Here is a 23,473-nt window from a genome sequence, read left to right on the forward strand (position 1 = left end):
GGGCTCCATACGGGGCCCGGCTTTCCCTGGGGCCGGGTGGGGGGTCCGAAGTGGGCACCTATTATTAAGAGGTCTTGGGGGGGGGGGGGATTGGCCGGGGGGTGCTGCGCTCACGCGGCGTCCCCCCCCCCTTCCCGTACGCGCTAGAGCACCTTGGACAGGAACGACTTCGTCCGGTCGTGCTGCGGGTTCGTCAGTACGTCGCGCGGGTGGCCGGACTCGACCACCACGCCGTCGTCCATGAAGACCAGCGCATCGCCGACCTCACGGGCGAAGCCCATCTCGTGAGTGACGACGATCATCGTCATCCCCTCCTCGGCCAGACCGCGCATGACGTCCAGGACGTCACCGACCAGCTCCGGGTCGAGCGCGGACGTCGGCTCGTCGAAGAGCATCAGCTTGGGCTCCATGGCCAGCGCGCGGGCGATGGCCACCCGCTGCTGCTGTCCGCCGGAGAGCTGCGACGGGTAGTTCTTCGCCTTGTCCGAGAGACCGACCCGGTCCAGCAGGCCGATCGCGCGCTCGCGGGCGACCGACCTCGACTCGCCCTTGACCTGGACCGGTGCCTCCATGACGTTTTCCATCGCCGTCATGTGGGGGAACAGGTTGAAGCGCTGGAAGACCATGCCGATGTCACGGCGCTTGAGAGCGACTTCGCTGTCCTTGAGCTCGTAGAGCTTGTCGCCCTTCTGGCGGTAGCCGACGAGCTCGCCGTCGACGTACAGCCGGCCGGCGCTGACCTGCTCCAGGTGGTTGATGCACCGGAGGAAGGTCGACTTGCCCGAGCCCGAGGGGCCGATGAGGCAGAACACCTCGCCCTGGGCCACCTCCAGGTCGATGCCCTTGAGGATGTGCGCGGCGCCGAAGGACTTGTGTACGCCCTCGGCCTTCACCATGGCGGTCATGCCATGCCTCCCTTCGGGCGGCCCACGGACAGGACGTTGGCCCGGATCTTCTGCAGCGGGGTCGGCGGCAGGGTCCGGCTCGAACCCCGTGCGTAGTACCGCTCCAGGTAGTACTGGCCGACGCTGAGCACCGAGGTCATGACCAGGTACCAGGCCGCGGCCAGGAAGTACATCTCGACCGGTGCGCCGGACGTCTGCCCGATGTCCTGGGCGTACCGGAACAGTTCGTTGAACTGCACGGCGGCGACCAGCGAGGTCGTCTTGAGCATGTTGATGACTTCGTTGCCCGTCGGCGGCACGATCACGCGCATCGCCTGCGGGACCACGATGCGGCGCAGCGTCTTGCTGTGGCTCATGCCCAGCGCCTGCGACGCCTCCGTCTGCCCCTCGTCGACCGAGAGCAGACCCGCACGGCAGATCTCGGCCATGTACGCGGCCTCGTTGAGACCCAGGCCGAGCAGCGCGGTCAGCAGCGGCGTCATGAAGGACGACCACTCGTCCTTGTAGACCGGTCCGAGGTTGATGTACTCGAAGACCAGGCCGAGGTTGAACCAGACGAACAGCTGGACCAGGACCGGGGTGCCGCGGAAGAACCAGATGTAGAACCAGGCGATCGACGAGGTCACCGGGTTCTTCGACAGGCGCATGACGGCGAGCAGGATGCCGCCGACCACACCGATCACCATCGACAGGGCGGTCAGCAGCAGAGTCTGCCCGACGCCCTTGATGATGCGGTCGTCGAAGAAGTAGTCGGGGATCGCGTCCCAGTTGATCTTGCCCTGGGCGAAGGCGTAGACGATCGCCGCGAACGCGACGATCGCGACCGTCGCGGAGAGGTAGCGGCCGTAGTGCCGGACCGGAATGGCCTTGATGGCCTCCGGTCCGCCTGCCGGGGTGGGGGGAGTGGGCGGCTGGTCGGCCGGGCCCGTCTTCTTGATGTCAGTCACAGGTGATGCCTTTCAGCGCCGGTCCGGGTCAGGAGCCGCCGTTGATCTTGGCCTCGGTGACCGCGCCGGCCTCGACGCCCCACTTGGAGATGATCTTCTCGTACTCGCCGTTCTTGATGATGGCGTCGAGGGCCGCCTGAACGGCCTTGGTGAGCTCGTCGTTGCCCTTGGCGACGGCGATGCCGTACGGGGCCGCCTCGACCTGGTCGCCGACGATCTCGAAGTCCTTGCCGCCGCCCGAGGTCTTCACCGCGTACGCGGCGACCGGGAAGTCGGAGGAGCCGGCGTCGGCGCCGCCGCCGCGCAGGCGGGTCTGGGCCTCCAGGTCGGTGTCGAACGCCTCGATGGCGATCTTCTTGCCGCCCGCGCACTTCGCGGACTCGGACTTGGCGAGGTCGTGCGAGACGGTGCCGCGCTGGACGGCGATCTTCTTGCCGCAGAGGTCGGCCCAAGTGGTGATGCCCTTGGTGTCGCCCTTCTTGGTGTAGATCGAGACGCCGGCGGTGAAGTAGTCGACGAAGTCGACGCCCTCGCCGACCTTCTTGCCGGTCTCCGAGTCGACGCCGGTCTGGCGGTCCTTGGTGTCCGTCATGGCCGACATCGCAAGGTCGTAACGCTTCGAGCGCAGACCCGTGATCAGCGTGTCGAAGGTGCCGTTCTCGAACTGGAACGTCACACCGAGCTGCTTGCCCAGTGCGGCGCCGAGATCGGGGTCGATGCCGACGACCTTGCCGGAATTGTCCTTGAATTCAACCGGCGGGTACGCAATGTCCGAACCGACCTTGACGACACCCTTGTCCTTGATGTCCTGGGGGAGGAGATCGGCGAGCGGGGCGTCCTTCGTCGTGGACGTCTCCGAGCTCTTCGTGCCGCTGTCGGTCTGGTCGCCGCACGCGGTCAACAGCATGGTGCCGGCGACCGCGATGGCGCCGACCGCTGCAATCCGGGACTTAGCGGTCGTGCGACGAGTGGTGCTTGCGGTCATGTTGGGGTCCTCCGGCGTGGTGAGGGTGAGCTGCCAGGCGGGGTGCGAACGTCCGATCGGGGATCGACACCCTGTGTGATTCAGGCATCTTGCCATTCGGACTAGCCCATTCAGGGTGCCCGGCATGTCAAAATCGGATAACGGGCCACCCCCGTACCCCAACGGGCCGGTACATCAAGGCCGGACCTTCTGTTGGAATTCCGTCTTTCGGCCGGAGAATCTTCGGCGTGTCTCGACTGCTGGACGACGTTTATGCCGCTGAGTGGACTTGTCCCGATATTCGACTATGAGTCATGTCACCGGGTCGATACCGACTCGTCCGAGGTGCGGTTCATCCGGTAAGAAAGACGTTTACACCCCTCATCCGGGGCTCAGGGCGCGTGTGCGGCGCGCCCGCGCGTATGTACCTCCCCTGGCGGAGCGGGCCACCCGCTCGATGCCAGGCGCGTACGCGGTCCCCGCCCACCCCTCCTCAACCAGGAGTGGCCACCCTCAAACGATGAAGACTTAAGGGGTCAATACCATGGCAGCGGAGATCGTCAATCCTCGCAGCGACAGCAAGACGCACGGTGCGGCCAGTGCGGACAACGACATCAGCGGTACGGGCAGCCTGACCGGCGCCCCGGACGAGCCCTTCGATCCGGCGTTCGCCCTGCACCGCGGCGGCAAGATGGCCATCCAGGCCACCGTCCCCCTGCGGGACAAGGACGACCTGTCCCTCGCCTACACGCCGGGCGTGGCCAAGGTGTGCACTGCCATCGCCGAGAATCCCGAGCTCGTCAACGACTACACCTGGAAGTCACAGGTCGTGGCGGTCGTGACGGACGGCACCGCGGTCCTCGGTCTCGGGGACATCGGTCCGGAGGCGTCCCTCCCCGTGATGGAGGGCAAGGCGATCCTGTTCAAGCAGTTCGGCGGCGTCGACGCGGTCCCGATCGCGCTCGCCACGACGGACGCGGACGAGATCGTGGAGACCGTGGTGCGGCTCGCGCCGTCCTTCGGCGGGGTCAACCTGGAGGACATCTCCGCGCCCCGCTGCTTCGAGATCGAGCGCAAGCTCCAGGAGCGCCTGGACATCCCGGTCTTCCATGACGACCAGCACGGCACCGCCGTCGTGACGCTCGCTGCCCTGCGCAACGCCGCGAAGCTCTCCGGCCGGACCCTGGGCGATCTGCGCGGCGTCATCTCCGGCGCGGGCGCGGCCGGAGTGGCCATCGCCAAGTTCCTGCTGGAGGCGGGTATCGGTGACATCGCCGTCGCCGACCGCAAGGGCATCGTCAGCCGGGACCGCGAGGACCTGACGGACGTGAAGCGCGAGCTCGCCGAGATCACCAACAAGGCGGGCATCTCCGGCCCGCTGGAGACGGCGCTGGCGGGCGCCGACGTCTTCATCGGTGTCTCCGGCGGTACGGTGCCCGAGCCGGCCGTCGCCTCGATGGCTCCCGGTGCGTTCGTCTTCGCCATGGCCAACCCGACCCCCGAGGTCCACCCCGACATCGCGCACAAGTACGCGGCCGTCGTGGCGACCGGGCGTTCGGACTACCCCAACCAGATCAACAACGTGCTGGCCTTCCCCGGCATCTTCGCGGGCGCGCTCCAGGTCCGGGCCTCCCGGATCACCGAGGGCATGAAGATCGCCGCGGCGAACGCGCTGGCGGACGTCGTGGGTGACGAGCTCGCGGCGGACTACGTGATTCCGTCCCCGTTCGACGAGCGGGTCGCGCCTGCGGTGACCGCGGCTGTTGCCGCGGCTGCGCGGGCCGAGGGTGTGGCGCGACGCTGAGGCCGTAAGGGGCGGGGCGGGGCCGGGTGCGTGGGGCGGTTCGCCCGCGGCGTGCCTGTTCCCCGCCCCGCCCCTTCCCGTATCCGGGGGCTTCCGCCCCCGGACTCCGGCTCCTCGAACGGGGCCGGAGAGTGGGGGAGGCGCCGGGTGCGGCCGGCCGGGCTGAGTGGGTCCCCGCGAGTTTGGCGTGTGTCACACCCCTGACCGGTTACGCCGTCGGCCGCTCCGTCCTATCGTCAGGGCCATGTTCGCCGCCTACGCCGCACGCATCGACCGCGACCAGCCCCTCAACGGACTTGAGCTGGGTGAACGCCCCGCGCCCGAGGCGCGTCCCGGCTGGACCACCGTCAAGGTCAGAGCCGCTTCCCTCAACCACCACGACCTCTGGTCCCTGCGCGGCGTCGGCCTCGCCGAGGACAAACTGCCGATGATCCTCGGCTGCGACGCCGCCGGGATCGACCAGGACGGCAACGAGGTCGTCCTGCACTCCGTCATCGGCCAGACGGGGCACGGGGTCGGCGCGGACGAGCCGCGCTCCATCCTCACCGAGCGCTACCAGGGCACCTTCGCCGAGCAGGTCACCGTCCCGTCCTGGAACGTACTGGCGAAGCCCAAGGATCTCTCCTTCGAGGAAGCGGCCTGCCTGCCGACCGCCTGGCTCACGGCGTACCGGATGCTCTTCACCAACGCCGGAGTGCGCCCCGGTGACACCGTGCTCGTCCAGGGTGCGGGCGGTGGCGTCGCCACCGCGGCGATCGTCCTCGGCAAGGCGGCCGGGCTGCGGGTCTACGTCACCAGCCGCGACGAGGCCAAGCGCAAGCGGGCCGTCGAACTCGGGGCCGTCGAGGCGTTCGAGTCGGGTGCCCGTCTCCCGCAGCGCGTCGACGCCGTCATCGAGACGGTGGGCGCCGCGACGTGGTCGCACTCGGTGAAGTCCCTGCGTCCCGGGGGGACTCTGGTCATCTCCGGCGCCACCAGCGGTGACCGGCCCCCGCATGCCGAACTGACCCGGATCTTCTTCCTGGAGCTGAGGGTCGTCGGCACCACGATGGGCTCGAAGCAGGAGCTGGAGAGCCTGTTGTCGTTCTGCGCCGCCACCGGCGTGCGGCCCGTGATCGACGAGGTGCTGCCGCTCGACCGGGCCCGTGAAGGGTTCGAACGGCTCGCTGCCGGCGATCTGTTCGGGAAGATCGTGCTGACCTCCTCCTGACCCCTTCCCGGCGCCGGCTTCTGTCAATGATGGTTGACACTCCCCGATTGTCAACGTAAGTTGACATCATGACCGAAGCAACGGACCTTGCCGCGCGTGCCGGTGACCGTGACCCGCGTGTCGGGCTGCGGGCTGTCGCCGCGCTGCGGCGGCTGCTTGAGCAGCTCGAAGCCGTACAGGTGAGAAGTGCCCGCGTGCAGGGCTGGTCGTGGCAGGAGATCGCGGCCGAGCTGGGTGTGAGCCGGCAGGCCGTCCACAAGAAGCACGGGAGGCTTTGATGTTCGAGCGATTCACCCGAGGTGCCCGCGCCACGGTGACGGGTGCCGTCACCCATGCCGAACGGTCCGGGGCCGATGTGGTCACCGAGGAACATCTCCTGCTCGCGCTGCTGGACCAGGAGGGCAGCCGGGCGTCGTTCGCCGCCGCGGCGCTCGGTCTCACCGACCGCCGCGCCTCGGTGGAGGCGGCGCTCGCCGATGCCCGTCGGCGCGGCGGCCTGACCAGGGCGGACACGGACGCGCTCGCGGGCATCGGGATCGATGTCGGCGAGATCGTGGCCCGGGTCGAAGGGGCGCACGGGGAGGGCGCGCTGGCCGGTGACGACCGGAAGGGCCGGCGGTGGTGGTCGTCGCACCGCCCCTTCACGCGCGGCGCGAAGGGCATCCTGGAGAACTCCCTCCGGGTGGCACTGGGCCGCGGTGACCGCTTCATCGGTGAGGAGCACCTCCTGCTGGCGCTCACGGCCCGTCCCGGAGTGGTCGCTGAGGTACTCGCGGAACACGGGGCGACGTACGCGACCGTGGAACGGGCGCTGTACGGGGCCGGGGGAGAGGGGCACGCGAAGGCGGGCTGAGTGGGCCCGGTGACCGGAGGCGGAGGGGGTGCGCGCGCCCCCTCCGATCACTCGCCCCACCACCGGCCGGGCCCGGCCGGTGGTGGGGCGTCAGTCCCTCTTGCCGGTGTCGTCGTCCGCTTCCGGCCTGCGCAGCAGGGTGCCGATGTGGGTCGCGGCCGTCGAGAGGTGGCGGCGGGCTTCCGTCAACTGGTCCTCCGTGACGCCCCGGTCCCGGGCCGCGTCGCGGATCTCGTCGCGGAAGCGGTCCAGCAGGCGGTCCAGGTCGCGGGCCGGGTCGCCCGAGCCCGTGGTGTCCTTGCCCCACTCGGGGTCGGCCTGCGGGCCGACGGTGTCCGGCCTGGTGGCGGTGGGCCAGTTGCCGGTTCTGGCGAAGTTCCCCAGCTGGCCGGTGATCTCGGCCAGCCCTTCCCGTACGCCCGTGGGCCAGTCGCCCCGTGCGAAGTGCTCCTGGACCTGGCGTGCGGCGTTCTGCATCTGCTCGCTCGCCTTCTCGTGGGCCTCCTTGGCCTGGCGGCGGGCCTGCTGGGCGTCCTCGCGGGCGCGCCGGGACTCGTCCTTGGCCCGGCGGGCCTGCTCCTTCCATTCCTGCCTGGCCTTGCGCAGCTCTTCCTTCGCCAGCCGCCACGCCTCGTTGTTGCCGAGGTCGCCGAGGTCGCCGTCGCCGAGGTCGCCGAGGCCGGCCGAGCCGGGCTCCCGGGCGTCCTTGGCGCCGGAGGTGTGACGCGACTCGGAGGCCGCCGCCCGCATGTCGCTGCGGAGTCTGCCCGCCGCCCCGCGCACGTCGTCGCGGATCTCCGCCGCCAGTTCGGCGACCGACTCGCGGATCTCCAGCTCCAGATCGGCCAGCTCGCCGCTGCGGCCCGCCAGTTCGGCGCGCCCGGCGTCGGTGATCGAGTAGACCTTGCGGCCGCCCTCCGTGGCATGGGTGACCAGGCCCTCGGCCTCCAGCTTGGCGAGGCGCGGATAGACGGTGCCCGCTGAGGGCGCGTACAGGCCCTGGAAGCGTTCCTCCAGGAGCCGGATGACCTCGTAGCCGTGGCGGGGTGCCTCGTCCAGGAGCTTGAGCAGGTAGAGGCGCAGACGGCCGTGGGCGAATACGGGGGCCATGTCAGAGCACCTTTCCGGTCGGCTCGGTGTCGTACGGGCCGTCCTCGGCCGGTGGGCGGCGCAGCAGGGCGATCGCGCCGGAGACGGTCGTCGCGCGCAGCGTGCCCGTGCCCGCGCCCAGCGTTCCGGTGATCTTCTTCGAGCCCCACATGCCGCTGACCCGCAGATCCTCGAAGGCGTTGGAGACGGCTCCGCTCGCGGTGTTCGCCTCGACCTTCGCGTCGGCGGGGTGCGGCAGCCGGATGGCGATCTCGCCGGATACCGTGGCGAGCCGGATGTCGGTGGGCTTTCCTGACGGGTCGAGATCCAGCACCATGTCACCGCTGACCGACTCGGCGCGTACGGAACTCCCGGCGCCGTCGACGACCGTCAGATCGCCGGACACGGAGTGGAAGCGGAGGTCGCCGGTGACGGCCTGGGCCTCCAGGCTGCCGGAGACCGTTTCCCCGTGGACCTCGCCGGAGAGACCGACGAGCGTGGTGTCGCCGGTGATGCCACGCACCTCCGTGCGCCCCCGGATGCCGGAGACGACCGCTCCGGCGCCGACGACACCGACCTCGACGGACGAGCCGGCCGGTACGGCGAGCGAGACGACCGCGCGGCGCCCGCGGTTCTTCGGGTCGAGCCACTTGAGGAACCCCTTCCAGGGCAGGTCCTCATAGGCGACAGTGAGGACGCCGTCCTGCTGGGTCACGACGAGCGGCGGGCCCTCGACGTCCGAGATCTCCAGGCGGGCGTGCTGCTCCTCCGTACCGACCACGTTGACGGCGCCATTGACGACGCGCACGCGCAGCGCCGTCACCGGGTCGTCGAAGGTGAGCTTCCGAGGCTCGGCGATGGTCCACGTCGACACCGGCATGGATCTGACCTTCCGTTGGGCGCGGAGTGACGCAACATATCGCGTCTCTTGTGGAACACGCTATATCGCGGGTTGGAGAAGTCAAGGCCGGTCGGGCGGGGGGATTCGACCGCTCAAGCAAGTCGAACCCGGGCGATTTGCCCTAGCGTGTGAGACATGAACGCGACACCCGTGGGAGCGCTGCTGCTGTGCCGGGCCGTCCCCGAGACCGTACGGCCGCCCGCGCATCTCCTGCGTGAGCCGATGGTGCTCACGCCCGCCGGGGACGGCTGGAGTGTCCTCGTGCCGGAGGGCGGGCCCTGGAGAGGTGACGGGACGGCCGGTGGCGGGGAAGAGCCCGTCGACCGGGTGACGGGCGGCTGGGCCGCCGCGCTCGCGGTCGGTTCCACCTGGCCGGTTCTCGCGCTGTGGTGGGACGGCGACCGGGCCGGCTACACGCTCGCGTCCGGATTCCGCCGCCCCGTCGGCTACGTCTGGCTCACCGACGGCACCCCCGTCGGCGAGGACGAGGCCATGAGCACCTTCGCGGCCCGGCTCGGCCTCGATCCCGTCATGGACGTCCAGGCGCTGGAGGCGCTGACCCGCCCGGACCCCGACGCGGACGCCGAGGCCCGGCTGCGCGGACTGCTCGCCGTCCTCGCCCGCACCGGAGTGGCGCTCCCGCCCGGACTCGGCCCCGGCGAACCCGCCGACCGGCTGCGCGCCGCCGCCGGTACCCAGCGTGAAGCGGAACGGATCGAGTGGGCCGGCTGGCGCGATGCCGTACGCGTCGAACTGGACGCGGTCGAGAGCGGGAGCCTCGGTCCGTGGGTGCGCGGCCCCAGGGCCCGAACCCTCGCCGCCGCCCAGCTCGTCGCGGGTGTCCCGCTCCTGCTTGTGGGCCTCAGGCGGCGCAGCGGCGGCTGGCTCGTGGCCGGTGCGGTCCTGCTGGCGCAGGGGGCGCTGGGGCTCGCCTACGACCGGTTCCGGGACGAAGCGGAGGCATAGGCGGTTGCGGCGGGCCCGCCGCGGTTCCGTGCGGTCCTACGCGTCCTCGTCGTCCTCGTCGTCCAGCCGGGCCAGGTACGTGGCGAGGCGCTCGACCGGGACCTCGAAGTCGGGGTTGAGGTCGACGAACGTACGCAGCTGCTCGGCGAGCCACTCGAAAGTGACCTCCTCCTCGCCGCGCCGCTTCTCCAGCTCCTCGATGCCTCGATCGGTGAAATACATGTGCTGCGCTCGCTCCGGGTGAGAACGGTGATGGTCCCCACCAGGGTATGGCGTGCCCGGACGGAACATGGCCGGGAACCGTCGCCCGGCACTCCGGCGTCGTCCACCACGCCCCTCGCACCGGCCGCGTACTCCCGCTAACCTGCGGGGAGTTGGGGAACGGGGGGTGTCATGGGTGACGGTGGGGCCCGTATTACGCGCATTGAGATGCCGGACGGAACACCGGTCTGGGCGCGGATCTCCGGGGCCGAGGAACTGGAGCGGCCCGCAGGCGGGCTGGCGTACACGGACATCGGCTACGCGGACCTGGCCGATCAGGTGCAGGCCAGGGTCGAGAGCCTGACGGGGGTCGTGACCAGCGTCGCGAGGTCGCTCGCCGAGCCCCTGCGGGCCGTGCGGCCCGACGAGGTCAGCGTGGAGTTCGGCATCGAGCTCACGGCCAAGGCCGGCAAGGTCGTCGGACTGCTGGCCGACGGCGAGGCCAAGGGCGGCATCAAGGTCACGCTCACCTGGAACGGCGGCGGACCGCCCGTCGACCCGCCGATCACTCCACCGGTGCCCGCGCAGGCGCCTCCGCCGCCCGCGTCGCCCCCGTCAGTACCACCGGCCCCACCGAACCCGCCCGCACCCGCACAGCCCGCGGGCGCACCCGCCGGTGAACCGTCCGCCGGGGCGCCCACCGGCGCAGCGGCGCACCGGGGCGGCGACCCCGTGCCCGGCGGCGGCGGATCATGACAGGGGCGGCCGGAGGGGGCGCAGAGGGCGGGTGGGACCGGACCACCCTTGCCCTGATGAACCTCGTGATGGCGGCGACCGTACGCATCCATCGGCCGGAGCCCGGGTATGCCCCTGACGGAACCGGCAGGGGCTTCCTGGGCAGCGGCTTCTTCATCGCCCCGAGCTGGGTCCTCACATGCGCGCACGTCGCGATGCAGGGGGAGGGGCGCGAAGTGGACGTGGTGTTCAGAGCGGACCGCGACAGCGCCGCCGAGACCTCCGTCGCGGGGACGGTCGTCGCGACGCTGCCCGAGCCCGTCCCCGGCGGACCCGGTGGCCACGGGCCGCGCCCGCCCGCCGGCTGGGCCGCGCCCGACCTGGCCCTCATCCGCCTGCTGCGGCCGGTCGACCACGCCTGTGTGTACGTCACCGAGCGCCCGGCCGCCATGCTTCCGGGCGGCACCGTCCACTACGTGGGCTGGACGGGCCCGCGCGACGGACAGCTGGCGGCGGTGACCGGTGACTGCACGGTGAAGGGCATGTTCGGAGGGCCTGCCGACGCCGAGCAGCAGATCCGGCTGGGCGGGGACTGGCTGGAGCGCGGCATGTCCGGCGGCCCCGTCGTCGACCTGGCCCGCGGGGAGGTGGTCGGCGTCCTCAAGTCACGGCTCGACGGCGAGCAGGGCGGCACCGCCATCGGTATCGAACGGCTGCGCACCATGCCCATACCGGGAGGCGCACCCGAGGACCCGCCCGCCGACGCGTACCAGGTGGTCTTCCACGCCCACGACAGCTACCACGCCGACCGGCACAACAGCCCCGCCAGCACCGAGCGGACCTGGGCAGACACCCAGAGCGAGCTTCCCGTCAGGCCGGGGCGCGCCCTCAGCCCGAAGCAGCGCATCGATCTGCTCGGACGGCTCGCCGCGTTCCCGCCGCCGGTCAGCACCCGCAGCCTGCTCGACCTCCTGGACGGCCTTCCGGACGTCCACTCGCGCGACCACCGGCCCGCCCCGCGCGGCTGGCGTGACGGACTGGGCGCGCTGTACGAGGTGCGCGACGGCGACGGCGCCCTCGAACTGATCCTGCGCTACTGCATGGCGGTCATCGCCGCCGACCGGCCCTACGGCTCACCGTCCGCCGCGGGCGCGGCGCTGTCGCTGTGGGAGTGGGTCCGCAGGATGGCCGACGACCACCTCTCCAGGACCTTCCGCAAGGAACTGGCCGTGTTGTGGGGAGCGGCCCGCCACCGCCCGGACGGGCACCGCAGGCCCGCCGCGCCTCCGGCCGAACCGGCCCGGCGCAGGGAGCGGCTCTTCGTGCTGCTGGCGCTGGAGCTGCGGGGCTGGGAGCAGGGCCGCTACGACTGGCGGATCAGCGTCGGCGACACCCTGGGGGACTTCCTGCCGGTCGAGGAGGATGTCCGGGGCACCGCGCTGGCCGATCTGCCGGGGCGGATCGCCGCCCCGCTGGCCGAGGCGTTCCGGCGGTGCGACGAACCGGAAGGACCGGCCGTGCTCCAGGTCGCGGTGGGCCGGTCGCTGCTCGGCCTGGACGTCGACAACTGGCGGTTGTCGCCCGGCGATCCGCCGCTCGGAGCCGTACGCCCCGTCGTTGTCCGCCGCTCCGACCGGCCGCCGGGGAGCGAGGAGTGGCTGAAGGAACGCAAGGCGCGCTGGAACCGGACGGGGGCGGCCGTGATGCGTGCCGAAGCGATCGACTGCGACGGCGGGATCAGGATGCGTGTTCCGGAGGCCGACGCGCTGCGCACCCTGGCGTACGGCACGGTCCCTCTGTTGTGCCACTCCGGAACGGACACCCGGCCCGACGCCGCGGTGGGGCTCGACCGGCTGCTGAGCAGCGGCTTCGGGGTGGCGCTGTGGCGACGGCGCGGGGGTGACGGCGGCCCGCTCTGCACGGAGTTCCACCGGCGTGCCGCCGACACGGTGGCGCAGACCCGCCTGAACGAGCAACTGCCTTACAAAGTGCATGAGTTGAGGAAGGGTGTTCATGCGGGCCGCATCGAGACGTTCTGGTCGGACGGCGTGACGCTCTATTACGACGATCCGCACCAGCCCCTGCCCGGAACCGAACAGCTCCTGGAGGCGCCATGACCGCAGGCTCCGGCCCGCCCCTTACGGAGCGTGCATCGGCTCGCTACCGTGAAGCACGCCCGGCAACGGCCCCTCCGGTGGACGAGCGACGACGAGGAACGCAATGAGTGAACCCAGTGAGTGGCTCATCTACCGAGGGGCCGGCGAACCGCACGAGGGCATAGGGCGGCTGCCCGCGCCGCCACCCTGGCGGGACTTCGCGGGTCGCGGCAGCCCCGCGGACGGCGGGCCGGACGGGTCCGCGGACCGGCGGCTGGGCAGTCACCGGCACATGGCCGAGCTGCACAGGCCGGGCGCCGAGGAACTCGAAATGATCAATGCCGCGCTCTATCTCCGACGGCCGCTCCTGGTCACCGGGAGCCCCGGCGCCGGAAAGAGCACCCTGGCCCACTCGGTCGCCCATGAACTGGGCCTCGGCCGCGTCCTGCGCTGGCCCATCGTCAGCCGGTCCACACTGCTCGACGGGCTGTACCACTACGACGCCATCGCCAGGCTCCAGGACGTCCAGATCGCCGCACACGGCGGGACCGCCCCGGTGGCCGGAGCAGACCCGACGGACAGCATCGGCAGCTACATCCGGCTCGGGCCGCTCGGCACGGCACTGCTGCCGTCCGACCGGCCGCGGGTGCTGCTCATCGACGAGCTGGACAAGAGCGACATCGACCTGCCGAACGACCTCCTCAACGTGCTGGAGGAGGGCGAGTTCGCCATTCCGGAGCTGGAGCGGATCGCCGACCGGCTGCCCGACGGCGAGGCGACGGTCCTCGACAACGACGGCAACAAGGTCGCCATCAAGGGCGGTCGGGTTCAGTGCTCGGCCTTCCCCTTCATCGTCCTCACGAGCAACGGCGAACGCGACTTCCCCGCCCCCCTCATGAGGCGCTGCATCCACCTGGAGCTCGGCCGCCCCGACCACCAGCGGCTGGCCACGTTCGTGCGCGCTCACCTCGGCGACGAGGCGGCCCGCTCGGGTGACGACCTCATCACGCACTTCCTGGAGCGTTCACGCGGTGAACTCCTCGCCACCGACCAGCTGTTGAACGCGATCTATCTCACCGACGCCGCTGCCCCGGCCGGCCGCGACCGCCTCGCCGACCTGCTCATCCAGCGACTCGACCGGCCGAGGTGATGCACTGATGCCCGACGTCACGTCACGGCACGGACCGGACGGGGGTCCGGAGCGTTCCGACGGGCACCTGCTGACCGCGCTCGTCGCCCGCCTTCGCGAAGGCGGGCTCGACCCCGACGCCGAGCAGCTCTGCGACGCCCTCTGGCTGGCCCGCTGGACCCAGGTCCCCGGTGCGTCACCGGACGGCGCCGGAGGACCGGACGCGCACTCCGCCCTGCCGGGCGGGGCGGCGGCCACCGGACCCGACGTGAGCGCCGCCGACCGTGCGCGTGCGTCCGGCTCGTCCCCCGGGGACGGGGCTCCGGAGCAGCCGGAGCCCACCGGAGCCGACCGCCGCATCGCTCTGTACCCGGTCCCGCACGGACCGCCCGCCGCCGACCGCGGCCACTCGGGCGGTGCCGCGCCCCGGGCAGGCCGTGGAGCCGGTGCTTCCGCGCTCCCGCTGGGCGTGCCGGCGGCTCCCGCCCTGCCCGGCCTGCTCGAACTCCAGCGCTCATTACGCCCGTTGCAGCGCTACCGGCCCGCCGCGCGGCCCCTGCGCACCACTCTGGACGAGGTGGGGACCGCGGAACTCAGCGCACGCGCCGGAGGACTGATCATTCCGGTGTTCCGCGGAGTGGCCCGCGCGGACGCCCTCCTCCAGTTCGTCATGGACGCCTCTTCCTCCATGCGGGTCTGGGACCGGATGTTCACCGAGTTCCAGCAGATATTCAGCCAGTTGGGTGCCTTCCGGGACGTCCAGGTGCGCTATCTGCACCAGGGGCCCGACGGTGCGCCCGCCGTGAGCCGCAGCCTCGACCCGGGCGCGGCACCCCTGAATTCCGCGGAGCGGCTCAGCGACCCCACGGGTCGCCGGGTCACCGTCCTGGTCAGTGACTGCGCCGGTCCGGTCTGGCACAGCGGACAGGCCCACCGGCTGCTGCACCACCTCGCCCGCCAGGCCCCGACCGCCGTCCTGCAACCGCTGCCGCAGCGCATGTGGAACCGCACCGGACTGCCCGTCACCTACGGAGTCCTGTCCCGGGGCGAGGGCAGCGCCGGAGCCATGATCAAGGTCGCCGGGGATGCCGGAGCCCTCCCCAAGGCGCAGGACGGCGCCCTGGCCGTCCCCGTGCTGCCACCGGTGGCAGGCGCCCTGGCCGCCTGGGCCGGGCTGCTCGCCGGCACCGGAGGGGGACGTATCTCCGGAGCCGTCGGCTGGGTCCGCGCCGACCAGCCCGCGGCCGCGCCGGCGCGCACCGGCAGCCGCCCGTCCTCGCTCCAGCTGGTCAGCCGCTTCCGCTCGGCGGCCTCCCCGGCCGCCGGACAACTGGCCGTCTACCTCGCCGCCGCCCCGCTCCATCTGCCGGTGATGCAACTGGTGCAGCGGACCATGCTGCCGGACTCCGGCCCCTCCGAACTGGCCGAGGTGCTGCTCAGCGGGCTGCTGACGCGCAGCAGGGACGACACCGCGGAGGGCGGGCAGTGGTACGAGTTCACGCCCGGCGTCCAGGAGGCGCTGCTCGGGCCGCTCGGACGGGACGAGGCCCTGCTCGTACTCAAACACTGCTCGGAGTACATCGAGCAGCGGTTCGGGAAGGCGGGCCCGAACTTCCCGGCGCTGGCCCTGGCGCAACTGGGCGACGCACGGACCGGCTCCGCGTACCGTACGGGCCGCCTCACCGGCGGCGAGCCGGACGCGGACACCGACGCGGACGGGGACGGCGAGAACGGCGGCTCCCGGGCCCCGCACCCCTTCGCGGAGGTCGCCGCCCGCGTCCTGGAGCGGTTCATGCCGCTGCCCGAGCAGTTCGCGTACTACGGCGAGCGGCGACGCGGGCGCCACGACCCCGACCCGACGACCGCCACGGCGGTGGTCCGGGCCCGCGCACTGCTGCGGCAGTTCGAGTCCGACAGCATGGTGCAGTATCTGATCGACGCCGTACAGCTGCTGCGCGGCGCCACCTACCGTGACCAGGTGTCGGTCTCCGACCCGGAGCTGTGGGCCGAGTACGCGCGCTGTCTGCTGCGGCTCTGGGAGGTGCAGGGCGGCAGCGAGCTGCTCCGGGAGTCCGAGGACGCCGCCGAGCGTGCCGCCGCCCACCCCGGGGCCGTACGGGAACGAGCCGTCCTGGCCAAGGTGCTGCACGCCGCTGCCGACGACCGGCGGCGGCGCGGGGACCGGCGCGGCGCCCTCGATCTGCTGCGGCGCGCGGACCGCGAGTACACCGTGGCCTGCGCGGCGCCCGGTCTGGACCCCGCGGAGGCCCTGCGGCTCACTCTGGAACGGGTACGGGCCCTGGAGGCGCAGTGGCGGCTCGGCGGCGACACGGCCCTGCTCCAGGCGGCCGTCGGCATGCTGGAGGCGTTCGCCGATGTCTGGCCCGACCAGGAGAACCGCCCCACGAGTCTCGTACTGACCCACGGCCGCGTCCTGCTGCGGCTGACCGGCGCGACCACCGACACCGAACAGTCCCGGGTGTACGCCCGCCAGGCCGCCCGTTCCCTGCGCAAGGCGTTCGCCCCCAGCGGCGCCCAGCACACGACCGGCACCCAGGTGCGGATCCTGCTGGACCTCGTGGACGCGCTGCTGAGCTGCGGGGACGCGCCGGACGAGGCCGCCACCCTGATCGAACAGGCCCTGGAGACGGTACGGGAGCAGCGGATGCGCGCCCTGCTCCAGGCCAGGGCAGGCCGTGTCCATGTGGCACGGTACGAGCAGAGCGGCGACCCGGCCGAACTCGTCACGGCCGCCGACTGGTTCACCCGGGCGGCACGCGGTGTTCCCCGTGACTCGCAGGATCACGCCGACCTCCTCGCGGAATGGGGGAACGCCCTGCTGCGCCGGGCCCAACTGCCCGACGGGCGCGCCTACATCGGCTCGGCGGTGCGGGTGCTGCGCGACTGCCGTACGGAGACGGCGGCGGGCAGCCCGCGCCAGGCGGACCGGCTGCTGGCCCTCGGACGCGCGGTGATGCTGCGCCACCGTGCCACGGAGGACCGGGTGGATCTGCGGGAGGCGGAGCACCTGTTCGGCCTGGCCGCGCGGGAGGCACGCGATCCGCTGATGGCGGCCCGGTGCTGGCTGGAGCTGGGCCGTTCCCATCTCGACGCCCATCGCGTGCTCCAGCGTCCGGCCCGGCTCGACGAGGCGGCGGAGGCGTTCCGAGACGCGGCCGAGTCCGCCAGGACCGCGGAAGCGGAGCTGGAGGGTCCGCAAGAACGCGCACAGGCGGTGGAATTGGGTGCTACAGCCAACCACTGGCGGGGTATGACCTATGAGGAGGCGGGACGTCCCAGGGCCGCGCGCGACGCGTACAGGGCCGCCCGCCAGGAGTGGCGCAAGCTGCCGGACGGCGGCGGCGCGTCGGGCGAGTCGACCGAGGGACGGCTGCTCGCACTGGGGCAGTGAGCGTTCGACGGCGAGGGCTCTGAGCTGCGTTCGACGGTGAGTACGTCAGGGGTGTGCGCCCAGGGGCGGGCGCACGGCCGCGGAATGGGTCAGACAGCAACGGGGAGTCGTGATGGACCAGTTGATACGTGAGAACACCGCACCAAACGTGACGGCGCACGCCGGGACGGACAGCGCACCGGACGCGCTGCCCGATCTGCTCGGGCTCGATCTGGCGGCCCTGCGGACACTCGACCATCCCGTACTCTCCGCGGTGGTCGCGGACCTGCGGGACCGGGCCGAGCAGCCCCGGGACACGCTGTGGGGCTTCGACAGCGCCTTCTGAACGGGGCGGCGGCATCTGCCCCATGGGGGCTACCCGGTCGGTTTCGGCCGGAGAGTCCCCGGGAACAGGACGCGCTCGCGCAGCCGGGTTTGCGCCGCCATCAGGCCAGGGATACTCGCTTCGGACCGGCGGCGGGGGCGGAAGAGGGGCCGCGCGCGGACCCGGACAGCATGGGGGTGCCGCAGTGTCCCGGAAGGCTACCTCTGGCGCGGCGCCGTGCGGCGGCCCCGTGACCCCCGTCCCTTTCGGACAGTTCATCGTCAAGGTGCACGGACGCTGCAATCTGGCCTGCCGGTACTGCTACCTCTACGAGGGCCCGGACAGCACCTGGCGCGACCGTCCCTCCGCCGCGTCGCCCGCCGTCCTGGACCGGGCGGCCACCCGCATCGGCGAACACGCCGCGACCCACGGGCTCCGGGAGGTCGCCCTCGTCCTGCACGGCGGCGAACCACTGCTCGCCGGCGCGGACCGGCTCGCCGCCTTCGCCGCGCGGGTACGCGCACGGGTCCCCTGCACCGTCCGCACCACCGTGCAGACCAACGCCACACTGCTCACCGAAGCGCGCGCCGCCACCCTCGCCCGGCACGGCATACGCGTCGGCATCAGCCTCGACGGCGGTCTGGCCGCCCACAACACCCAGCGCCTGGACCACGCGGGGCGCCCCTCCTGGCCCGCCGCCTCACGCGGCGCCCGGCTGCTCGCCGAGCGGCATCCGGAGGCGTACGCGGGCATCCTCACCGTGGTCGACCCGCGCACCGACCCGGTCGGGATGTACGAGTCGCTGCTCGCCCTGCGGCCCCCGGCCCTGGACCTGCTGCTGCCGCACGGCAACTGGACCACACCGCCGCCCGGCCTGCCCGCCGGCGCCGAACCCCCGGCCCGGCCCGTCGGTTCCGGCCGGCCCACCCCGTACGGCGACTGGCTGTGCGCCGTCTTCGACCGCTGGTGGCCCGCCGGACGCCGCGAAACCCGGGTCAGGCTCTTCGAGGAGTGTCTGGCCCTGCTGCTGGGGCTGCCCGCCGCCACGGAGGCCCTGGGCCTCGACCCGGTCAACGCCGTCGTGGTGGAGACCGACGGAGCCATCGAGCAGGTCGACTCGCTCAAGTCCGCCTACGACACGGCGGCCGCCACCGGGCTCGACATCTTCCGGCACACCTTCGACGAGGCCCTGCGCCACCCCGGCGTCGCCGCCCGCCAGGCGGGCGCCGGTGCGCTCGCGCCGGTCTGCCGCGGCTGCCCGCTGCTCACGGTCTGCGGGGGCGGCCACTACGCCCACCGCTACCGCGCGGGGCACGGCTTCACCAACCCCTCCGTCTACTGCGCCGACCTCGACCGGCTGATCCGCCACATCGCCGGACACCTGGCCCACGCCGCCGCGGGAGCCCCCCCATGAGTCCCGCGCTGCCCGAAGGAGCGCTGCGCGCCCTGGGCCGTACGGAAGGCGACGCGGACACCCTCGGCCTGCTCGTACGCGACCAGGACACCCGCCGGTTCGTCCTCCTGCGCGCCCTGCTCGACGCGGCGGCCCAGGCACCGGGCACGGTCTGTCCGCCGGAGCTGCGCCACCGGGTCGCCGCCGACTGGGCGCTCCTGGAGGCCGCCGACCACGCCGACCGGGCCGCCGCCCGCTCCGTCCTGCTCTACCCGCTCGTCGGCCCCTGGGCCCTGCGCTGCCTGCACGGCCTCACCGGAGCCGCGCCGGGGCCCGAACTCCGCACCGACCTGGACCACTTGGGCGCACTCGCGGTGGCCGCCGCGATCCGTGCGCGGCTGTCCTTCACCGCACGGCTCACCACGCGAGGGCCGGTGCTCTCCCTCCCCACCGTCGGGGCGCTGGACGTCCGGCCCGGGGTGGTCCACATCAGTTCCGGAAAGGGCGAATTGACGTTACGTCAGGCGGGAGCGGCAGAGATCGTGGTCAGGCTCGATTCCGGCACGGCGCGCCCCGGGGACCCGCGCTGGCGGTCCACGCGCACCCTGCCGCCCCTGCTGCCCGGCGCCGCGCCCGTCCCGATGGACGACCTCGATCCGTACCGGACGGCCGGCGGCAGCCCCGAACCGCACGGCCTGAGCGCCGCGGTCCGCGTCGGCGGCCCGGGCCGCAGGAGCTGGGCGCAAGCCTGGGAGGGTGTGGCGGCCCAGCTGCGGACCGGTGGCCACCAGCGGCTGACCGAGGCAGCGGTCCTGCTGCGCTGCCTGGTGCCCCTCGCCCCGCCGCCCGGTTCCGGCCGGGCCGGCGGGAGCGCGGCGCACTGCAGTGGTACCCGGCGCGACGCGTTCGGCGCCGTACTCAGCAGCCCGCCCGCCACCCCCGCCCACTTCGCCTCCACCCTCGTGCACGAGCTCCAGCACACCAAGATCGCCGCACTGAGCGCGATGACGCCCCTGCACCACGAGGGTCCCGACGCCCGGTACTTCGCGCCCTGGCGGCCCGATCCGCGCCCCTTCGACGGGCTCCTCCAGGGCGCCGTGTCGCACGCCGCACTCGCCGACTACTGGCAGCGGTGCGCACTGGGCGCGGACCGCGCCGACCAGCGGGACCTGGCCTGGTCCGAACACGCCCGCCGACGCGAACAGGTGGGTGCCGTACTGCCCGTCCTGGCCGGGTCCGGGGCCCTGACACCCGAGGGGCGCGTGATCGTCAACGAGTTGATCTCTCTCTACCACCGTCTGGCGGAATTCCCGCCCCCAACGGGGCATCAGGCGCGGGCGAGGGCGTATGTCCGTACGGCCCGGGTGATATGGCAGCAGAGGAAAGACTCGAAACGACTGTGAACAGGCGCTGCCGTCACTGCGGGAACATGTGGACCCGTCCGGTCGTCGGTGTATGTTGTTCAGGCTTATAACGATGCAGGGAGACGGTTGAATGCCCGTAGCGCGTAAGCAAGTTGGAGCAACGGGGACGCAATCCGTCACCATTAGTTTCGCCGGGTTCAACCGGGCCTGGGCGGCCTGGATCGGTGACCGTCTCGAACGACGTGGTGTACGGGTCGTCTATCAGCGGTGGGACCCCCAGGCGGGGGCCACGCTCGAGGACGAACTGCGGAACGTGATGCTCGCCCCCGGCCGCATCCTCGTCGTCCTCAGCGACTGGTACTTCCAGCTGGGACCCCGCAGTCACGACGAGTGGAACCGGGCTCTGCGCACCGTGGTTGCCCCGGACGCCGAGCGCTTCGGTGCCGTCTCCGTGACCACCTCCGCGCTGCCCGGCGCCACCTCGGTCTTCGGTGCGGCCGATCTGACCAACGTCGGTGAGGACGAGGCGGAGCGGCGCATGCTCGCCCACCTCGGACTGCCGGCCGAGCCGCTGCCCGTCATGGAAGGGGGACGGCCAGGACCGCGCTTCCCTGCCGACACCCCCGAGGTGTGGAGCAACCGGGTACCCCGCCGCAACACCCGGTTCACCGGCCGCGAAACCCTGCTCAGCGAGGCGTACCACGCCCTTCAGGGCGCGGGTCCGGGGGCGGGCGTGGTCACGCTGCACGGCATGTCCGGCGTGGGCAAGACGCAGCTGGCCGCGGAGTACGTCTACCGCTTCGGCTCCGACTACGACGTGGTCTGGTGGGTGCCCGCCGACCGCCGCGCCCTCTACCGCCAGCGCCTCGCCGAACTCGCCCCGGAACTGGGCCTGGTCACCGGCGCCGAGTACGGGGAGCGGCTGCGCGCCGTCCGAGACGCGCTGCGGCGGGGCCAGCCGCACTCCCACTGGCTGCTGATCCTGGACGGCGCCGACGATCCCGACCAGATCTGGGACCTCGTACCGACCGGCCCGGGGCATGTGCTGATCACCTCCCGCAACCCGGAATGGCGCGAGCACAACAGCCACCTGGTGGAGGTTCCGGTCTACGACCGCGACGAATCGGTCTCCTTCATCCGCCGCCGGGCCCCGCGCCTGACCCACACCGAGGCCGATCAGCTGGCGAACGCGCTGGAGGACCTCCCGCTGCTCCTCGACCAGACGGCCGGCTGGCTCAACGACTCCGACATGTCGGTCGCGGAGTACATCGAACTCCTCGAAGGCGGCATCGACCAGGACGTCGTCAAGGTGTCCGCGGACTTCCCGCTGGCCTTCCAGACCGCCTGGTCGATACTGCTGAACAAGCTCAGGGAGACCGTCCCCGAGTCCGTGGACCTGCTGCGGCTGTGCAGCTTCTTCGCACCCGGGTCCATCCCGGTACGGCTCCTGAAGGAGATGCCGCCGGGTGATCTGCCCGAGCAGCTGTCCGGCCTGATGAACGATCCGCTGCTGTGGAACCGGGCGATCGGTCAGCTGCGGCAGTACTCCGTCGTCCGGCTGGAGTCCCACGAGTCCTCGGTGGAAGAGGCCGCGTCCACCGGTGAGTCGATCTACCTGCACCGCATGGTCCACAAGATCGTCGGCACCGACATGCCCGAACGGGACCGCCAGGAATTCATCGACGTCGTCCGCAAGGCCCTGGCGGCCGCCGACCCCGGGCGCCCCATCGACGCCGTGTACTGGCCCGCGTACGCCGAGATCGCCCCCCACCTGAAGTGGGCCGAGGTCCTTGAGAGCACGGACCCCGCCGTACAGAGCCTCGTCCTGAACTGTCTGCGCTACATGTACTTCTCCGGGGAGTACCGGGCGGGCATCAAGCTCGGCGAACGAGCCATGACCTCCTGGCGGGAACTGCTCGGCGAGACCCACCCCCGGGTGTGGGACCTCAGCTACAACTACGCCAACCTGCTGCGGGCCGTGGGCGATTACGCCGAGACCGAGGCCATGGAGCGGGCCGTCGTCGACCACCTGCGCACCGAACGCGGCGCGGAGGACCTGGAGCACCTGCGGGCTGCCAACGGCCTCGCCGCCGACCTCCGCGGCCTCGGCCGCTACGACGAGGCACTGGAGCTCTCCCGGTGGCTCCTCGGGTCCTACCGCGACCTGCTCGGCGACCAGGACGCCCGTACCGTCAACGCCCAGAACAACCTCGCCGTCTCACTGCGCCTGCTCGGACGGTACGAGGAGTCCCTGGAGCTCAACCGGCGCACCCTGGAGGCCCGCCGCCAGCTGCTGAAGGCGCGGCACGGGTGGATCCTCAAGTCCGAGATCGGCTACGCCACCGATCTGCGGCTCCTCGGCCGCTACAACGAGGCCGAGTCGCTCCAGGCACAGAGCGCGCGCGTGCACCGGATCGCGCTGGGCGAGGACAACCCGCAGACCCTGCTCGCCGAATTCAACCTGGCCCTCTGCCGCTACCGTGCCGGCGAACGAGGCAAGGCCGCCCCGGCGTTCACCCGGGTCCTCGAACGCGGCGAGCGGGTCCTGGGCGAACAGAGTCCGCTGACCCTGATGTTCGCGGCGGGACAGAGCTGCTTCGCCCGCGAGCACGCCGACATCGACCAGGCCAGGACCATAAGCGACTACGTCGTCAACGGGTATCTGATGATGCTCGGCGAGGGCCACCCGTACGTCGCGGGGACCCGTTCCAACCACGCGCTGGTCCTGCGCAACGTCGGCGAGCGGGACCAGGCCCACCAGCTCATGGAGCAGGCGCTCGTGGACATGACGCGGGCGGTGGGCGAGAACCACCCCTGGACCCTGGGCTGCGCGATCAACGCCTCGGCGCTGCGCAACCTGGTGGGCGACCCGGAATCGGCCGCCGCCCTCACCGAGCTGACGGTCACCCGGGCCACCGAAGTCCTCGGCAGGACCCACCCGTTGACCCTGTCCGCCAGGGTCGCGCACGCGGCGGACCTGCGCGGGCTGCGGGACCGGCAGCGGGCGGAGAAGGTCGAGGCCGAGGCCCTGGGAGACCTGGGCTCGACCCTCGGCGCGCAGCACGTGCACACCGTGTCGGCCCGTTCGCGCAACCGGCCGTTCTGGGACTTCGAGCCCCAGATGATCTGACCGGCGCCCCGCACCCCGGCAGGCCGAAGGGCCCGGCCCCGCGATCGACTCGCGGGACCGGGCCCTTCGG

The 23,473-nt window shown here is 72.0% G+C and carries 19 protein-coding genes; 13 read left to right on the forward strand and 6 right to left on the reverse strand.

Annotated features, from left to right (window positions below; translation table 11 throughout):
• Positions 1-143: 143 nt before the first annotated feature.
• From ACFWSK_RS11170 to ACFWSK_RS11180, 3 genes are read right to left on the reverse strand one after another with little or no spacing between them, the layout of a single operon-like run.
• Positions 144-905, reverse strand: coding sequence for an amino acid ABC transporter ATP-binding protein (locus ACFWSK_RS11170; RefSeq protein ID WP_383783604.1), 762 nt, complete (start codon positions 903-905; stop codon positions 144-146).
• Positions 902-1,852: an amino acid ABC transporter permease gene (locus ACFWSK_RS11175; RefSeq protein WP_383783605.1), complete on the reverse strand. Its 951-nt coding sequence runs from the start codon at positions 1,850-1,852 to the stop codon at positions 902-904. Before ACFWSK_RS11175 ends, ACFWSK_RS11170 begins: the two co-directional genes overlap by 4 nt.
• Positions 1,853-1,880: 28 nt before the next feature.
• A complete protein-coding gene (locus tag ACFWSK_RS11180; protein WP_383783606.1) occupies positions 1,881-2,837 on the reverse strand; it encodes an ABC transporter substrate-binding protein in 957 nt (318 codons plus the stop codon).
• 523 nt (positions 2,838-3,360) lie between these two features.
• Between ACFWSK_RS11180 and ACFWSK_RS11185 the strand changes: the two genes are divergently transcribed.
• The 4 genes from ACFWSK_RS11185 (at position 3,361) to ACFWSK_RS11200 (ending at position 6,683) form a co-directional block, all read left to right on the forward strand.
• Entirely contained in the window at positions 3,361-4,620 is a 1,260-nt protein-coding gene (locus ACFWSK_RS11185; protein WP_383783607.1) for an NADP-dependent malic enzyme, read from the forward strand.
• Between the two features lie 244 nt (positions 4,621-4,864).
• Entirely contained in the window at positions 4,865-5,830 is a 966-nt protein-coding gene (locus ACFWSK_RS11190) for a zinc-binding dehydrogenase (RefSeq protein WP_383783608.1), read from the forward strand.
• 68 nt (positions 5,831-5,898) lie between these two features.
• Entirely contained in the window at positions 5,899-6,108 is a 210-nt protein-coding gene (locus ACFWSK_RS11195) for a helix-turn-helix domain-containing protein (protein ID WP_382727473.1), read from the forward strand.
• Positions 6,108-6,683 (forward strand): Clp protease N-terminal domain-containing protein, encoded by a 576-nt coding sequence (locus ACFWSK_RS11200; RefSeq protein ID WP_383783609.1) that lies wholly within the window; start codon positions 6,108-6,110, stop codon positions 6,681-6,683. The genes ACFWSK_RS11195 and ACFWSK_RS11200 overlap by 1 nt, the downstream gene beginning before the upstream one ends.
• Before the next feature lie 90 nt (positions 6,684-6,773).
• Here ACFWSK_RS11200 and ACFWSK_RS11205 read toward each other — a convergent pair whose 3' ends face one another.
• On the reverse strand, positions 6,774-7,793 hold the full coding sequence (locus tag ACFWSK_RS11205; RefSeq protein ID WP_383783610.1) for a helix-turn-helix transcriptional regulator: 1,020 nt from the start codon (positions 7,791-7,793) through the stop codon (positions 6,774-6,776).
• A gap of 1 nt (position 7,794) precedes the next feature.
• A complete protein-coding gene (locus ACFWSK_RS11210) occupies positions 7,795-8,652 on the reverse strand; it encodes a DUF4097 domain-containing protein (RefSeq protein ID WP_383783611.1) in 858 nt (285 codons plus the stop codon).
• 156 nt (positions 8,653-8,808) lie between these two features.
• Here ACFWSK_RS11210 and ACFWSK_RS11215 point away from each other — a divergent pair, with 156 nt between their 5' ends.
• Positions 8,809-9,639, forward strand: a complete 831-nt coding sequence (locus ACFWSK_RS11215) for a hypothetical protein (protein ID WP_383783612.1) — start codon at positions 8,809-8,811, stop codon at positions 9,637-9,639.
• 36 nt (positions 9,640-9,675) lie between these two features.
• On the opposite strand, the gene ACFWSK_RS11220 is transcribed toward ACFWSK_RS11215, so the two are convergent.
• Positions 9,676-9,861: a DUF6104 family protein gene (locus ACFWSK_RS11220; protein WP_383783613.1), complete on the reverse strand. Its 186-nt coding sequence runs from the start codon at positions 9,859-9,861 to the stop codon at positions 9,676-9,678.
• Positions 9,862-10,032: 171 nt separating this feature from the next.
• On the opposite strand from ACFWSK_RS11220, the gene ACFWSK_RS11225 reads away from it, so the two are divergent.
• The 8 genes from ACFWSK_RS11225 (at position 10,033) to fxsT (ending at position 23,403) form a co-directional block, all read left to right on the forward strand.
• On the forward strand, positions 10,033-10,596 hold the full coding sequence (locus tag ACFWSK_RS11225) for a CU044_2847 family protein (protein WP_383783614.1): 564 nt from the start codon (positions 10,033-10,035) through the stop codon (positions 10,594-10,596).
• A 56-nt stretch (positions 10,597-10,652) separates the two neighbouring features.
• Positions 10,653-12,692, forward strand: a complete 2,040-nt coding sequence (locus ACFWSK_RS11230; RefSeq protein WP_383783615.1) for a trypsin-like peptidase domain-containing protein — start codon at positions 10,653-10,655, stop codon at positions 12,690-12,692.
• A 103-nt stretch (positions 12,693-12,795) separates the two neighbouring features.
• Positions 12,796-13,821 carry an AAA family ATPase gene (locus ACFWSK_RS11235; RefSeq protein WP_383783616.1) on the forward strand — a complete coding sequence of 342 codons (1,026 nt, stop codon included), beginning with the start codon at positions 12,796-12,798 and terminating at the stop codon, positions 13,819-13,821.
• A 7-nt stretch (positions 13,822-13,828) separates the two neighbouring features.
• Entirely contained in the window at positions 13,829-17,212 is a 3,384-nt protein-coding gene (locus ACFWSK_RS11240; protein WP_383783617.1) for an SAV_2336 N-terminal domain-related protein, read from the forward strand.
• A 112-nt stretch (positions 17,213-17,324) separates the two neighbouring features.
• Positions 17,325-17,537, forward strand: a complete 213-nt coding sequence (gene fxsA, locus ACFWSK_RS11245; RefSeq protein ID WP_383783618.1) for an FxSxx-COOH cyclophane-containing RiPP peptide — start codon at positions 17,325-17,327, stop codon at positions 17,535-17,537.
• Between the two features lie 229 nt (positions 17,538-17,766).
• Positions 17,767-18,930: an FxsB family cyclophane-forming radical SAM/SPASM peptide maturase gene (locus tag ACFWSK_RS11250; protein WP_383783619.1), complete on the forward strand. Its 1,164-nt coding sequence runs from the start codon at positions 17,767-17,769 to the stop codon at positions 18,928-18,930.
• On the forward strand, positions 18,927-20,312 hold the full coding sequence (locus tag ACFWSK_RS11255) for an aKG-HExxH-type peptide beta-hydroxylase (protein WP_383783620.1): 1,386 nt from the start codon (positions 18,927-18,929) through the stop codon (positions 20,310-20,312). The genes ACFWSK_RS11250 and ACFWSK_RS11255 overlap by 4 nt, the downstream gene beginning before the upstream one ends.
• Before the next feature lie 91 nt (positions 20,313-20,403).
• Positions 20,404-23,403, forward strand: coding sequence for an FxSxx-COOH system tetratricopeptide repeat protein (gene fxsT / locus ACFWSK_RS11260; protein ID WP_383783621.1), 3,000 nt, complete (start codon positions 20,404-20,406; stop codon positions 23,401-23,403).
• Positions 23,404-23,473: the final 70 nt, after the last annotated feature.

Source organism: Streptomyces sp. NPDC058620, from assembly GCF_042717135.1.
Classification (GTDB): Bacteria; Actinomycetota; Actinomycetes; order Streptomycetales; family Streptomycetaceae; genus Streptomyces.